Origin of the sequence: Streptomyces spinosisporus (assembly GCF_022698145.1) — a bacterium.
Taxonomy (GTDB): Bacteria; Actinomycetota; Actinomycetes; order Streptomycetales; family Streptomycetaceae; genus Streptomyces; species Streptomyces spinosisporus.
The window spans coordinates 13,327-27,300 of record NZ_JALDAX010000028.1 but is presented as its reverse complement, the minus strand read 5'-3'; the positions used below and the strand labels follow the sequence as shown (position 1 = coordinate 27,300).

The 13,974-nt window shown below is 70.6% G+C and carries 10 protein-coding genes; 4 read left to right on the top strand and 6 right to left on the bottom strand.

The window, feature by feature from the left end; translation table 11 throughout:
* Window positions 1-145: 145 nt before the first annotated feature.
* The 3 genes from phoH2 to MQN93_RS40755 all read left to right on the top strand — a co-directional run bounded on the left by phoH2 (window position 146) and on the right by MQN93_RS40755 (window position 4,076).
* Complete coding sequence (gene phoH2, locus MQN93_RS40765; RefSeq protein ID WP_016437743.1) at window positions 146-1,471, top strand: RNA 5'-3' helicase PhoH2; 1,326 nt, start codon at window positions 146-148, stop codon at window positions 1,469-1,471.
* Between the two features lie 399 nt (window positions 1,472-1,870).
* On the top strand, window positions 1,871-2,563 hold the full coding sequence (locus MQN93_RS40760; protein WP_242713456.1) for an aggregation-promoting factor C-terminal-like domain-containing protein: 693 nt from the start codon (window positions 1,871-1,873) through the stop codon (window positions 2,561-2,563).
* Between the two features lie 139 nt (window positions 2,564-2,702).
* A complete protein-coding gene (locus MQN93_RS40755; protein WP_242713455.1) occupies window positions 2,703-4,076 on the top strand; it encodes an AI-2E family transporter in 1,374 nt (457 codons plus the stop codon).
* Window positions 4,077-4,151: 75 nt separating this feature from the next.
* On the opposite strand, the gene MQN93_RS40750 is transcribed toward MQN93_RS40755, so the two are convergent.
* The 5 genes from MQN93_RS40750 to MQN93_RS40730 all read right to left on the bottom strand — a co-directional run bounded on the left by MQN93_RS40750 (window position 4,152) and on the right by MQN93_RS40730 (window position 9,002).
* Complete coding sequence (locus MQN93_RS40750; protein ID WP_242713454.1) at window positions 4,152-6,485, bottom strand: ABC transporter permease; 2,334 nt, start codon at window positions 6,483-6,485, stop codon at window positions 4,152-4,154.
* Window positions 6,482-7,171, bottom strand: coding sequence for an ABC transporter ATP-binding protein (locus MQN93_RS40745; protein WP_016437747.1), 690 nt, complete (start codon window positions 7,169-7,171; stop codon window positions 6,482-6,484). The genes MQN93_RS40750 and MQN93_RS40745 overlap by 4 nt, the downstream gene beginning before the upstream one ends.
* Window positions 7,168-7,692: a PadR family transcriptional regulator gene (locus MQN93_RS40740; protein WP_016437748.1), complete on the bottom strand. Its 525-nt coding sequence runs from the start codon at window positions 7,690-7,692 to the stop codon at window positions 7,168-7,170. Before MQN93_RS40740 ends, MQN93_RS40745 begins: the two co-directional genes overlap by 4 nt.
* 153 nt (window positions 7,693-7,845) lie before the next feature.
* The gene (locus tag MQN93_RS40735; protein ID WP_016437749.1) at window positions 7,846-8,085 is read right to left on the bottom strand and encodes a type II toxin-antitoxin system antitoxin; all 240 of its coding nucleotides are present in this window, start codon (window positions 8,083-8,085) and stop codon (window positions 7,846-7,848) included.
* Complete coding sequence (locus MQN93_RS40730) at window positions 8,085-9,002, bottom strand: SPFH domain-containing protein (protein ID WP_242713453.1); 918 nt, start codon at window positions 9,000-9,002, stop codon at window positions 8,085-8,087. The genes MQN93_RS40735 and MQN93_RS40730 overlap by 1 nt, the downstream gene beginning before the upstream one ends.
* Before the next feature lie 257 nt (window positions 9,003-9,259).
* On the opposite strand from MQN93_RS40730, the gene MQN93_RS40725 reads away from it, so the two are divergent.
* Complete coding sequence (locus tag MQN93_RS40725) at window positions 9,260-11,632, top strand: transglycosylase domain-containing protein (protein ID WP_242713452.1); 2,373 nt, start codon at window positions 9,260-9,262, stop codon at window positions 11,630-11,632.
* Between the two features lie 84 nt (window positions 11,633-11,716).
* On the opposite strand, the gene MQN93_RS40720 is transcribed toward MQN93_RS40725, so the two are convergent.
* Window positions 11,717-13,795, bottom strand: coding sequence for a SpoIIE family protein phosphatase (locus tag MQN93_RS40720; protein WP_016437752.1), 2,079 nt, complete (start codon window positions 13,793-13,795; stop codon window positions 11,717-11,719).
* Window positions 13,796-13,974: the final 179 nt, after the last annotated feature.

The following is a 13,974-nucleotide window of genomic DNA, read 5'->3' as shown; positions in this document are numbered from 1 at the left end:
GAGGCCCTTTGCACCAGCCCGATCGTGCGGTCACAGCACGGACGAAGAGGCGGAGGGCCGGTCACCGGCCCGTGCATCGCGGCCGTCGACCGGCCCAGCTCCACTCCGTCGCTCCCCGACCTCATCCGAGGGGGTACGTCCTTCCGTGGTGACCAGCACAAAGCGCCACAAGCCAGACCGGCGCACCTATGTTCTCGACACCAGCGTCCTGCTGGCCGACCCGAACGCCCTGAGCCGCTTCGACGAGCACGAGGTCGTGCTCCCCATCGTCGTGGTCACGGAGCTGGAGGCGAAGCGGCACCATCCCGAACTCGGCTACTTCGCCCGGCAGGCACTGCGCCTGCTCGACGAGTTCCGGGTGCGGCACGGCCGCCTCGACGCCCCGATCCCGATCGGGGAACTGGGCGGGACCGTCCGTGTCGAGCTCAATCACTCGGACCCCAGCGTGCTGCCGAGCGGCTACCGCCTGGGGGACAACGACTCCCGCATCCTCGCGGTCGCCCGCAATCTGCAGGCCGAGGGGTTCGACGTCACCGTCGTCTCGAAGGATCTGCCGCTCAGGATCAAGGCCTCCTCCGTCGGCCTCCTCGCCGAGGAGTACCGCGCGGAACTGGCCATCACGGACTCCTCCGGCTGGACCGGAATGTCCGAACTGACCCTGCCCGGCGAGCAGGTGGACATCCTCTTCGAGGAAGGGCACGTGTATGTGCCCGAGGCGTCCGACCTGCCGGTGCACACGGGCCTGACGATTCAGTCGGAGCGCGGCAAGGCGCTCGGCCGCGTCACGCCCGAGGGCAACATCCGCCTGGTGCGCGGTGATCGGGAGGCCTTCGGCATCAAGGGCCGTAGCGCCGAGCAGCGGATCGCACTGGACCTGCTGCTCGACCCGGACGTCGGCATCGTCTCCATGGGCGGCCGGGCCGGCACCGGAAAGTCGGCGCTCGCGCTGTGCGCGGGACTTGAGGCCGTGCTGGAGCGGCGGCAGCACCAGAAGGTGATGGTCTTCCGGCCGCTGTACGCGGTGGGCGGGCAGGAGCTCGGCTATCTGCCCGGCTCCGAGGCCGAGAAGATGAGCCCCTGGGCGCAGGCGGTCTTCGACACGCTGTCCGCGGTCACCAGCCGCGAGGTCATCGAAGAGGTCACCGCGCGCGGGATGCTGGAGGTCCTTCCGCTCACCCACATCCGCGGACGCTCGCTGCACGACGCGTTCGTGATCGTGGACGAGGCGCAGTCCCTGGAACGGAATGTGCTTCTCACCGTTCTGTCCCGAATCGGCGCCAATTCACGGGTGGTTCTCACCCATGACGTGGCGCAAAGGGACAATCTGCGCGTAGGCCGCTACGACGGTGTGGTCGCCGTCGTGGAGAAGCTGAAGGGGCATCCGCTCTTCGCGCATGTGACGCTGACCAGGTCCGAGAGGTCCCAGATCGCGGCGCTTGTGACCGAAATGCTGGAGGACGGCCAAATCTGAGGCACATCAAGGCCGTTGGCGCCGTCCCGCAAAGGCTGTGAGCCTAGCGGGGCGGCGCCTTCGCGTGTTGCTGTTTCTCGAAATCCCAGGGGTCAAACGGGATGTGAGCTTTCACACGCAACTCAGAATTGCCACCCGGCGTCCGGTTACGGCAGAGTCTCACTCCTGTCAGGCCCCGCATACGACACACCGGTACCCCCAGCGGTACGGCACAACAGAAGCACCACAGCTAACTGCACAGCGTCGTCGTATGCCGCCCGCGCACCACGCGGCACTCCTCCAGCAGGAGTTGCCCACCGGGCCCGTGCCTCCCGTGACCAAGCAGTGGGGAGGCCAGCGTCAGGGGCACGATTGCGTCCGCCAGGGTCACCGAAGCGGGCGATGCTGGAAGGAAACCGAGTGAGCCGGATTTCGGTCCGGGGATTCGCAGTGGCCTCGGCCACCGCGGTCACCGCCGTCGGAAGCGTTGTCGGAGTTGCCTCGGGCAGCACTGCCCAGCCCAACGACGCCGAAGCGACGGCAGTCGACGCCACGCTCCTGGCGGACATACCCACCGGCCAGCAGGCCCAGGTGCAGACCGCCTCCCTGACGCAGCAGGCCGACGCCCAGGCGATCCAGGCCGACGCCAGCGCCAAGAAGGACGCCGAAGAGGCGGCCCGCAAGGCGGCTGCCGACACCGCCATCGCGAAGAAGGAAGCGGCGGAGAAGGCCGCCAAGGAGGCCAAGGAGCGCGCCGACGCGAAGGCCGCTGCCAGCCGCAGCAAGGCCACCTCGGCCGACTTCCCCGTACAGAGCTCGTACACCGTCGCCCAGATCCAGGCGATGGCCCGGCAGATGGTGCCGAGCGGCCAGTTCCAGTGCTTCAGCAACATCGTGGACCACGAGTCCAGCTGGAACTACCACGCGGTCAACGCCGGCTCCGGCGCCTACGGCCTCTTCCAGGCGCTGCCCGCCTCGAAGTACTCGTCCGCCGGCTCCGACTGGCAGACGAACCCGGCCACCCAGATCAAGTGGGGCCTGAACTACATGAACAGCCGGTACGGCAGCCCGTGCGAGGCCTGGTCCTTCTGGCAGGCCAACAGCTGGTACTGAGCCGTCGGGGCCCGCGGCCCCGCCTCTCAACCCTGCGCAGCCCCTCCCCGTCCTAGGGGGAGGGGCTTTCGCCCTGTACGGTCGGACGCATCGGCTCCAGGGGGGAGTGGTGGGGACAGACGGGGGTAGAGGACGGATCATGTCGCGAGTGCCAGGGTGGCTCGGTCGGATCGGCGCCTCGCTGACCGAGGTCAGTGAGCGGTTGGACGAACGCCGCGCCGAGGTCGAGCGGGAGAGCGACGGCGACGGCGCCTCGTCCTCCTCACGCCGCAGGGCGGCGAAGCCCGCGCCCGAGCCGCGGCCGGAGCCGCCGGCACCGCCTCCCACCCGGCCCGAGCCCGCACAGGCCGTTCCGTGGGGCGTGCGCGTCGCCGCGGAGGCCGGCTGGCGGCTGCTGGTGCTCGCGGGCACGCTCTGGGTGCTGATGCGGGTCATCAGCGCCGTACAACTCGTGGTGCTCGCCTTCGTCGTCGCGCTGCTCATCACGGCGCTGCTGCAGCCCACGGTGGCCCGGCTGAAGCGACACGGCGTGCCGCGCGGTCCGGCGACCGCCCTCACCGCGATCCTCGGCTTCGTCGTCATGGGGCTGATCGGCTGGTTCGTGACCTGGCAGGTCATGGAGAACATCGACAACCTCTCGGACCAGATCCAGAGCGGCATCGACGATCTGCGCAACTGGCTGCTGAAAAGCCCCTTCCACGTCACCGACAAGCAGATCAACCAGATCGCCAAGAACCTGCGCGAGGCGGTCGGCGCGAACAGCGACCAGATCACCTCCGCGGGCCTCGAGGGCGTCCAGGTCGTGGTCGAGGCCCTGACCGGCATCCTGCTGACGTTCTTCTCGACCCTGTTCCTGCTCTACGACGGCCGGCGCATCTGGGAGTGGACGCTGAAGCTGGTCCCCGCCGCCGCCCGTCCCGCCATCTCCGGCGCGGGCCCGCGGGCCTGGCGCACGCTGACCGCCTATGTGCGCGGCACGGTGCTGGTGGCCCTGATCGACGCCATCTTCATCGGACTGGGCATCTACTTCCTCGATGTGCCGATGGCCGTGCCGCTGGCCGTCTTCATCTTCCTGTTCTCCTTCATCCCGCTCGTCGGCGCGGTGGCCTCCGGCGCACTGGCGGTGGTCGTCGCGCTGGTCACCCAGGGCGTGTTCACGGCGGTGATGACGCTCCTCGTCGTGCTCGCGGTCCAGCAGATCGAGGGCCACATCCTGCAGCCGTTCATCCTCGGCCGGGCCGTGCGCGTCCATCCGCTCGCGGTCGTCCTGTCCGTCGCCGGCGGCGGCATGGTGGCGGGCATCGGCGGCGCGGTGGTCGCCGTACCGCTGGTGGCCGTGACCAACACGGTCGTCGGGTATCTGAGGGCGTACTCCGAGGAGCACATCCCCGGCGGCGACGAGCACCCGCAGCCGTCCGCCCCGCAGGAGGTCGAGGACGAGCCGGTCCGGGCCGACGCGGCACCCGACGGTGGGGCGACGCCCAAGGACGAGGCGGAGGACGCAGGCGTCTGACCTACGCGGTCGGTCCGTGAACGGCGAAGGCCCCTCCCCGGCCGTGGGGAGGGGCCTTGCGGGTTATTGTGCGGTTTATTCGGTGCGCAGGCCGTCCGGGCGCATCAGGCGCAGCAGCGGCGGCAGGCTGAGCACGGTCACGGTGAGGACGACCGCCGCACCGATGCCCGTCATCGACAGCACACTCGCCCAGTCCACGCTCACCGTCGTGCCGGTCATCTTCAGCAGCACCGCGCCCAGCGTCAGACCGACCACCGACGCCAGCAGCAGGCCCAGCGCGATCGGGATCGCCGTCTGCCACAGCACCGACAGGCTCAGCGTGCGGCGCCGGGTGCCGAAGGCGACCAGCGACGACAGCAGCTTCTTGCGCTCGCGCAACTGCTCCAGCTGGGAGACCAGCAGGCTCGCGCCGATCAGTACGAGGACGCAGGTGGCGCCGACGAACAGGCCGGTGCGGATGGACCGGAACTGCAGCGACTGCTTGGTGGATGCCAGGGTGTACACGCTCGCCAGCGGGTCAAGGCGGGCGGCCGTGTTGCGCGCGTGCTCGTCGGCGTCCGCCACCGACCGGTCCAGCGAGAGATACACCTTCTGGATCAGTCCGGCCGTCGCGGCCGCGGGCAGCGCGCCCGAGGTGACGAGGAGTCCGCCGCGCTCGTAGCCCGTGGGGTCCTCGCGCTGGGCGGCGGTCTTCACACCGGAGGGCACCTTCCAGGCCGCCGTGTGGCTGCTCGACCCGTCGTAGGCGGGGTCGAAGTACAGGGTGCGGCCCGGTGCGATCAGCTTCTTCGTGTCGCTGCCGTACTCGTCGCCGACGATGCGGAAGATGTCGCCGTCGCGGCACGACCCCAGCCGGGCCACCTCGGCCAGCTGCGCGCAGCTGCCGACGGCCACCTCCAGCTCGTTGTCCGGGTTCTTCGGTCCGTCGCCGACCGAGCCCAGCGAGAGTGCCGTCACCCGGCGCACGCCCTCGGTCCCGGCGAGCTGGTGGTCCACCTCGGACAGCGGGACGTCACCGCGCACGGAGATCTCCATCTGCGCCCGCGACAGGTCGTTCTTCGTCTCCTTGGTGTAGTCGCTCTCGACCCCGGCGAACAGCATCTGCAGGGCGACCGCACCGGCCACCGCCACCGCGATGCCGTTGACCATGCGGGCGGCCGAACCGCTGCTCAACTGCAGTCTGCGCACCGCCAGTTGCCAGGAGACCGGACCGGCGTCCAGGCGGGCCACCACGGCCTCGACGATCCACGGCAGCAGCGCGGTGACGCCGACCAGCAGCAGCACGGTGCCGCCGATCACCATCCACTGGTTGAAGTCCCCGTTGTCGTTGCCCTGGCCGATCATCGGCGACAGCAGGCCGAGCCCGGCCAGCGGCAGCAGCAGCCGCCACCACAGCCGGCGCCGCGGCGGCCGCGCCGTACGGACCACGCCGAGCGGCTCGATGACGACCCCGCGCAGCGCGAACAGCGTGACGAGGACGGCGGCGGCGGGCACCGCGACGGCCACGAGCAGGACGAGCGCGGGAGAAGGGTTGAGGTCGCTGGGGAAGACGCTGATGTCCCGCACCTGCAGCAGCGCCGCCAGCTGACGTCCCGTGAGGAAGAAGCCGGTGCCGAGGACGAGTCCGAGCAGCGCCCCGGCGAGCGCCTCGCCGCCCGCGATCCTGCGGGCCATCCGGCCGTCCGCGCCGACCAGCCGGAGCGCCGCGAGCCGGCGGTCGCGGCGCTCGCCGCCGAAGCGGACGGCCGCGGCGATGAACACACCGACGGGCAGCAGCAGCACCACGAAGATGATCGTGACGAGCAGCAGCAGGGTCGGGTCCAGGCCCTCCTGCTGGTGTCCGGGGGAGGGCCCGAAGTAGTGGATGCGCTCGACGCTGCCGGCGGCCAGATGCCGCTCCAGGCCCGACGCGCCCGCGTAGTAGGAGAGTTCGGCGGGCCCGACCAGCCCGGAGTCGGCGATGGTGCCCACGGCGCGGTAGGGAATGCGTTCGCGCAGCAGCTTGCCGGAGCCGGACGCGAGCAGCTTCTTCAGCGCGGGCGAGACGACCATCTCGCCCTTCGCCGGGAACTTCGCGACGCCCGGCGGCAGCGGCGCCCGCGCCCCCTCCTGCTGCAGCAGCCGGCCCCGCACGTCCGCACCGTCGAAGGTCGTGTCGGTGTTGGCGACGATCAGCGTGTCGTCGCCCCTGGGCAGCACCTTCCCGGTGTACGTGAAGTCGTCCCGGGCGCTGCCCCGCTCGTTCCGCTCGGACAGTGCGCTCGGAATGGCGGTCGTCAGCAGCAGCAGCGCCACCCCGAGCCCCACGCCGACGGCGGTGAGCACGGCCCGCGTCCAGCCCTCGCGACCACCGCTGAAGGCGAACCGCACCCCCAGGGCCAGGTCCCTGGCCCAGTGCCCCGCCTTCATACGATGCGCTCCATGTCCCGGGACCTGCCGTCGCGTACGACGATCTCGCGGTCCGAGTACGCGGCCACCCGTGCCTCGTGCGTGACGAGGACGACGGCGGCGTTGGTGGACCGGGCCGCGTCCGTGAGCAGGTCCATCACGCGCTCGCCGTTGAGCGAGTCGAGCGCGCCGGTCGGCTCGTCGGCGAACAGCACCCGGGGGCTGGTGACCAGGGCCCGGGCGACGGCGACGCGCTGCCCCTGACCGCCGGAGACCTCACCGGGGCGCTTCTTCCTCAGGTCGTCGACCTCGAGCCGCTCCATCCAGGTCAGCGCGGTCCGCTCGGCCTCCTTGCGGGAGGTGCCGTTCAGCCGGAGCGGCAGGGCGACGTTCTCCACGCAGGTCAACTCCGGTACGAGCTGGCCGAACTGGAACACGAAGCCGAACTCGGAGCGCCGCAGCGCACTGCGCTCGCCGTCGCTCATGGTCGCCATCTCACGGCCGCCGTAGGTGATCGAGCCCGAGTCGGGCGTCACGATCCCCGCGAGGCAGTGCAGCAGGGTCGACTTGCCGGACCCGGAGGGGCCCATCACGGCTACGACCTCGCCGGGGTGGATGGAGAACTCGGCGCCGTCGAGCGCCGTGGTCGGCCCGTACACCTTGTGCAGGTCCTCGGCCGCGAGCAGGGAACCGGGGGGAGGAGTCACTTGGTCACCACCTCGGCGAGCTTGTCGAGGCGCGCGGCGGTCAGTTCCAGCCACCGCAGGTCGGCCTCCAGATGGAACAGGGCGTGGTCGCAGATGAGCTGGTCGGCGAGGTCGCCCTTGCGCTTGCGGTCGGTCAGGATCCGCATCATGCGCAGATGCTCCGAGCGCTGCGTGTCGAGGATGTCGGCCGCTTCACGATGGGTGAGCAGGGCGAGGACGACCTTGGTGTACAGCGTGGACTGCAGATACGGCTCGGGCGGCTCCGGCGTCGCGAGCCAGCGCTCGACGTCGGTGATGCCGGCGTCGGTGATCGCGTACCGCTTGCGCTCGGGCCCGCCGCCCGCCTCGATCCCGTCGACCTCGACGAGTCCGTTCTTCAGCAGGCGCGACATCGTCGAGTAGACCTGGCCGTAGTGCAGCGGCCGGTCGTGACCGAACTTCTCGTCGAAGGCCCGCTTGAGGTCGTAGCCGTGGCGGGGCCCGGACTCCAGGAGTCCCAGAAGGGTGTGACCGATGGACATGCGGAGCACTCTACACACGGTGTATACGCCTGATGTATACGCGGAGTGTGTAGATCATGGCGGGGTGTGCGGCCCCGCAGGTGGGGGCCGATTGTCACAGCTCTGTCACAGGAAACTCGGGGAATTGCGGGGACGCCCGAAAACTCCGCGAGCTCAGGCCTCCGGACCGGCGGGCGGCCGTCCCCGGCGCGGAATCGGCCGCGCCTCCCCGGGCAGCCGTCCCGCCTCCGCGAGCGCCCGCCGCAGCAGGAACTCGATCTGGGCGTTGGCGGACCGCAGCTCGTCCGAGGCCCACCGGGCCAGGGCCTCGTACACCAGCGGGTCCAGCCGCAGCAGCACCTGCTTGCGCTGCTGCGGCCGACGCTCGGGCGTGGCCCCCTCGGAGGCAGTCATTACTGGTAGAGGGTCCCGGTGTTGAGGACGGGCTGTGGCGCCCGGTCCCCGCACAGCACCACCATCAGGTTGGACACCATCGCCGCCTTGCGCTCGCCGTCCAGCTCCACGATGTCCCGCTCGGTGATCCGCGCGAGCGCCGCCTCGACCATGCCCACCGCTCCGTCCACGATCTGCCGCCGGGCCGCCACGACCGCTCCGGCCTGCTGGCGCTGGAGCATCGCCGAGGCGATCTCGGGAGCGTACGCGAGATGCGTGAAGCGCGACTCGATGATCTGCACGCCGGCCGCCTCCACGCGCGCGTGCAGCTCGACGGCGAGCTTCTCGGTGATCTCCTCCGCGTTGCCGCGCAGCGAGAGTCCGCCCTCGTCGTGGGCGTCGTAGGGGTACTCGATCGCGATGTGCCGGACCGCGGCCTCCGTCTGCGTGGCCACGAACTCCAGGTAGTTGTCCACCTCGAAGGTCGCCTGAGCGGTGTCCCGCACCTTCCAGACCACCACCGCGGCGAGCTCGATCGGGTTGCCGTAGGCGTCGTTGACCTTGAGGACGGCGGTCTCGTGGTTGCGCACGCGGGTGGAGATCTTGGTGCGCGAGGTGAAGGGGTTCACCCAGCGCAGGCCGTCCTGGCGGATCGTGCCCCGGTAGCGGCCGAAGAGCTGGACCACCCGGGCCTCGCCCGGCGCCACGGTGTTCAGCCCGCGCAGCGAGATGATCGCGGCGATCAGGACGAAGACACCGCCGACGGCGAAGCCGGGGCTGACCGAGGAGGCCACGAACAGCGCGACGGCACCCAGCAGTCCCAGCAGCCCGAGCAGCAGCGCGAGCGCGCCGCCGATGCTGTGCGCGGTGAACTCCCGCACGCGCGGTGCGGGCATCTCCGGGACGTCGGCGGTGGGTGTGGAGTCTTGTGCGGACATGGATGGCCCCCGTTCTCGTGGCGCGGCAGGTTGCTAGCGCCTGCTTATCTAAGTGATAACACTTTACCCCTGTCGAGCAACCCTCAACCCCTCCCAGCCGTCGGTTCCTTTGGGGCGGGTGCTGATTCTCACGTCCGTCAAAGGCCGGATCGACGGACCTAGGTCACATGTCACGGTGTTAGCTTCTTGAGCTGACTTGAGCGGCGAACCTGTGTGACGTGTGAGCACACATGAACGAAGCGGAGCGGATCGGACCAATGGGACGGGCGGAAGACAGACGAGCGCGACAGCGCGGTGGCCGCCGCGCGGCGCCGCCGAGGCGCTCGTCCGCGGCGGCATCGGCGGCTTCCCCGGAGGAGCAGGTCACGGTCGTCGGCGGCCGGGCCGCGGCGCGCCGGGCGGCTCAGGGCAGGGGACGGGCCAAGGGCAAGGGCAAGGACGGCCGGAGCTTCATACGCCGGATGTTCACCTGGAAGAAGATCGTCGGGACCGTCTTCGGGGTGTGCCTGCTCGGGATGGGCGCGTTCATCGCGCTGTACATGATGATCGGCATACCCAAGGGCAACGCCGACGCCGAACTCCAGAGCAACGTCTACAAGTACAGCGACGGCACCCTGCTGACCCGCGACGGTGAGCGCAACCGCGAGATCGTGGACCTGGCCAAGGTGCCCAAGGATGTCCAGCGCACCTTCGTCGCCGCCGAGAACAAGACGTTCTACAAGGACAACGGCGTCGATCTGAAGGGCACCGCCCGCGGTCTGCTCAACACGGTCTCCGGCAAGGGCGCCCAGGGTGGTTCGACCATCACCCAGCAGTACGTCAAGAACTACTACCTGACGCAGAACCAGACCATCTCGCGCAAGCTGAAGGAACTGGTCATCTCGCTGAAGCTGGACCGGGAGAAGTCCAAGGACTACATCCTCGCCGGCTACATCAACACCAGCTACTACGGCCGCGGCGCCTACGGCATCCAGGCCGCCGCCCAGGCCTACTACCGCGTCGACGCCCAGAAGCTCTCGGTCGAGCAGGGCGCTTATCTCGCCGCCCTGCTGCAGGCCCCGAACCAGTACGACTGGGCGATCGCCTCGGACACCGGCAAGAAGCTCGTCAAGGCCCGCTGGAACTACGTCCTCGACAACATGGTCGAGGAGGGCTGGCTCGACAAGGGCAAGCGCGAGGCGATGACGTTCCCGATCCCGAAGACGCCCAAGGCCGCGGCCGGCATGGGCGGCCAGACCGGCTATCTGGTGGACGCGGCCAACAACCAACTGGCCCAGCAGCTTGTCGCGCAGGGTACGGCCGACAACGTGAAGGACGCCCTGACGCTGGTCAACCGGGGCGGCTGGACGATCACGCTCAACATCGACAAGAAGAAGCAGACGGCGCTGGAGAAGGCCGCCAAGTCGCAGCTGACCAGCAAGCTCGACCCGAAGAAGCGCTCGGTCGACGCGGACGTCCAGGCCGGCGCGGCCTCCGTGAACCCCAAGACGGGCGCGGTCGTCGCGATGTACGGCGGCCAGGACTACTACAAGCACTTCCGCAACAACGCGACCCGCACGGACTACCAGCCCGCCTCGACCTTCAAGCCGGTGATCCTCGCCGCGGCCCTGGACGAGAACGCCCAGACGCAGAGCGGCAAGCCGATCACCGCGAACACGATCTACGACGGCACCAGCAAACGCCCGGTCGTGGACCACGGGACCAAGGTCGGGTTCGCACCCGAGAACGAGGACGACGCGGACTACGGCGACATCACCGTCCAGAAGGCGATGAACGAGTCCGTCAACTCCGTCTTCGCGCAGATGGGTGTCGACGTCGGCATGGACAAGGTGCTCAAGGTCGCGAGCCAGATGGGCATGGACACCGCCGACCTCAAGTCCGTACCCGCCCAGACCCTCGGCACCATGGGCGCGAGCCCGCTGCAGATGGCCGGCGTCTACGCGACCCTCGACAACCACGGCAAGAAGGTCACTCCGACCATCATCAAGTCGGTCGAGAACAGCCAACACCAGGTCACCCTGCCGAACCCGATCGGCGACCAGGTCGTCAGCCGCGAGGCCGCCGACTCGGTCACCTCGGTGCTGACGGGCGTGGTCGACGACGGTACGGCCAAGGTGTCGGTCCGGGACAACGCCGACCGGGACGGCCGCAAGGTCGCCGGCAAGACCGGTACGTCGGACGAGAACCGCTCGGCCTGGTTCAGCGGCTACACGCCCGACCTGGTCACCTCGGTCGGCCTGTTCGGCGAGTCGAAGAAGAACGGCGCGCAGGTCTCGATGTACAAGGCGGGCGGCTTCCCGCGCGTCAACGGCGGTGGCTTCCCGGCGCAGATCTGGGCGGCGTACACCTTCGGCGTCTCCGGCAAGGGCCTGAAGTTCGACCTGGACACCACCCAGGGCGCGGGGGTCCAGCCGAGCTACACGCCGACGCCCACGAAGTCGGCGAGCGAGACGCCCTCCGAGACGCCCACGAGCGAGGCACCGACGTCCGAGGCGCCCTCGGAGACGCCGACCAAGACGCCGACCCAGACACCCACCCAGACCCCGACGCAGTCCCCGACCCAGTCGCCCACCCAGAGCCCGACGGGCGGCATCGAGAACCCGCTGGACCCGAACAACCGGGAACAGTAGCGGACGGACGACGAAGGGCGCCCGGCATCTCGCCGGGCGCCCTTCGTGCGTCTACGACCGCGTCGCGTACGGCCTCGCGCGCTGCTAGGTCTGGTTCAGCTCGAACCAGACCACCTTCCCGGTGCTCAGCCGTGTCGCGCCCCAGCGTCTGGCCATCTTGTTCACCAGGTACAGGCCGCGACCGCCCTCGTCGGTGGCCCGTGCCTGGCGCAGGCGCGGCAGTTGGGGCACGTCGTCGCCGACCTCGCAGCGCAGCACGTCGGTGCGCAGCAGCCGTAGCGTGACCGGACGGGAGGCGTAGCGCACGGCGTTCGTCACGACCTCGCTGACGAGCAGCTCCACGGAGTCGCTGAGGTCCTCCATGCCCCAGCGGGACAGCGCGCGCCGGGCGAGCCTGCGGGCCCGGCCGGGGGCGGCGTCCTCGGGCTCCAGGAACCAGTACGCCACGTCGCTCGGCGCGATCCCGTCGAAGCGGGCCGCGAGCAGCGCGATGTCGTCGTCCCGGTCGCCCGGGCCGAGCATGTCGAGGACCTCGTCGCACAGCGCTTCCAGCGGCGGCGGATGGTCCGGGCCGGTCAACTGCGCGGTCGCGGCGAGCTTCTCGCGCAGCTGCTCTATGCCGGTCCACACGTCCCTGAGGCGCGACTCCACCAGACCGTCGGTGTACAGCAGCAGGGTCGCGCCCGCGGGCGCGTCCAGCTCCACGGCCTCGAAGTCGACCCCGCCCACGCCGATCGGCGCCCCCGGCGGCACCCGCAGCACCTCGGCGCGACCGCCCAGATGCAGCAGCACCGGCGGCGGATGGCCGGCGTTGGCGATGGTGATCCGGTGCGAGACCGGGTCGTAGACCGCGTACAGGCAGGTCGCCATGCGGTCGGTGCCCAGGCGCTGGGCCTGTTCGTCCAGGTGGTGCAGGACCTCCTGCGGCGGCAGGTCGAGGCCGGCCAGGGTCTGCGCGGTCGTGCGCAGCTGGCCCATGATGGCCGCCGACGTCATGGAGTGGCCCATCACGTCGCCCACGACCAGCGCGACCCGGCTGCCGGGCAGCGGGATCGCGTCGTACCAGTCGCCGCCCACCCTGGCCGTCTCGGCCGCCGGGAGGTAACGGGAGGCCAGGCGCACGCCCGTGGGCCGCGGCAGGGTCTCGGGGAGCATGGTGCGCTGCAGCTCGTCGGCGATGTACGCCTCGCGGCCGTACAGCACCGCCTTGTCGATGCCGAGCGCGCTGTGCGTGGCGAGCTGGGCGGCGACCAGCAGGTCGTCCGCCTCGAAGGCGAGCCGCTCGGGGCGGCGCAGGAAGAGCGCCGCGCCGATCACCCGGCGCCGGCCGCGCAGCGGCGCGAGGATCGCGCGCTGACCGCCGGGCACCAGGAACTCGCCCGTGTCACCGAGGAGTTCGGGCAGGGCGGCACGCGCTGCGGGCGCGTCCGTGAAGACCGGACGCACCCCGCGCAGCACCTCGGCGAGCGCACTGCCCGGCCGTACCTCGCAGATCTCGGCGCCGACCGCGTCCAGCCCCGTCATCTCGGGCGGCTCCGGCTGCAGGGCCGGCGAGAAATTGCCCTCGGTGTCGCGCTCCGCCGGGATCCGGTCGGTGCGCCGCAGCCGCAGCAGGAGCGGGCCCGTGGGCCGCTCGTCGCCGACGGGCAGCGGATCGCGCAGATAGACGAGGATCGCGTCGGAGAAGGTCGGCACGGTCGCCCGGCACAGCCCCATGACGATCTCGTCCAGGTCGATGCCGCGGGCGATGCGCCGGGTCGCGGCGCCCACGAAGCGCAGCCGGTCGCCGTCGCGCCGCATCGGCGTGGGCCGGCCGGGCACCGCCCCCTGTCCGCTACGGCGCTCCTGACCGCCGCCGTCCTGGGCGCGGCCCTGCTCGCCGCCCGGCTGGTCGGGGACGGCCTCCGGCGCGGGGCGCGGACGGTGGGTGCCTGGTTCGACGGCAGCGGGCTGCGAGTGCTCGGGGCCGGTGTTGTCGGAGGGAGGCGAGGCCGGATCCTTTCCCTTGCCGCGCGGCGTGGCCGTGCCCGGCGCGGGCGGTGTCTCCCCGGTGCGGGCCTGCGCCGGTAAGGCGGCCGCCGGGGGCATCGTCGCCGGGGTGTGCAGGAGCGCCCCGCGGGGATCCGCGGGGTCGGCGCCCGGCTGCGGGCGCTCGAAGGACATGGGGTGCTCCGTCACGCGTGTCGAATCCGTCCGTCCGGGGCTGCGCCTGGCGTGCGCAGTTCGTCCCGCAGGAATCCCGATACCCGGAATACATGTCCCCGGAACGGAATTCCCGCGTGGTCAGAGGCTGTTCCTGTGCCGCGGGCACACCGACTGCGGGCCGCGGGGCGTGCCCCGCC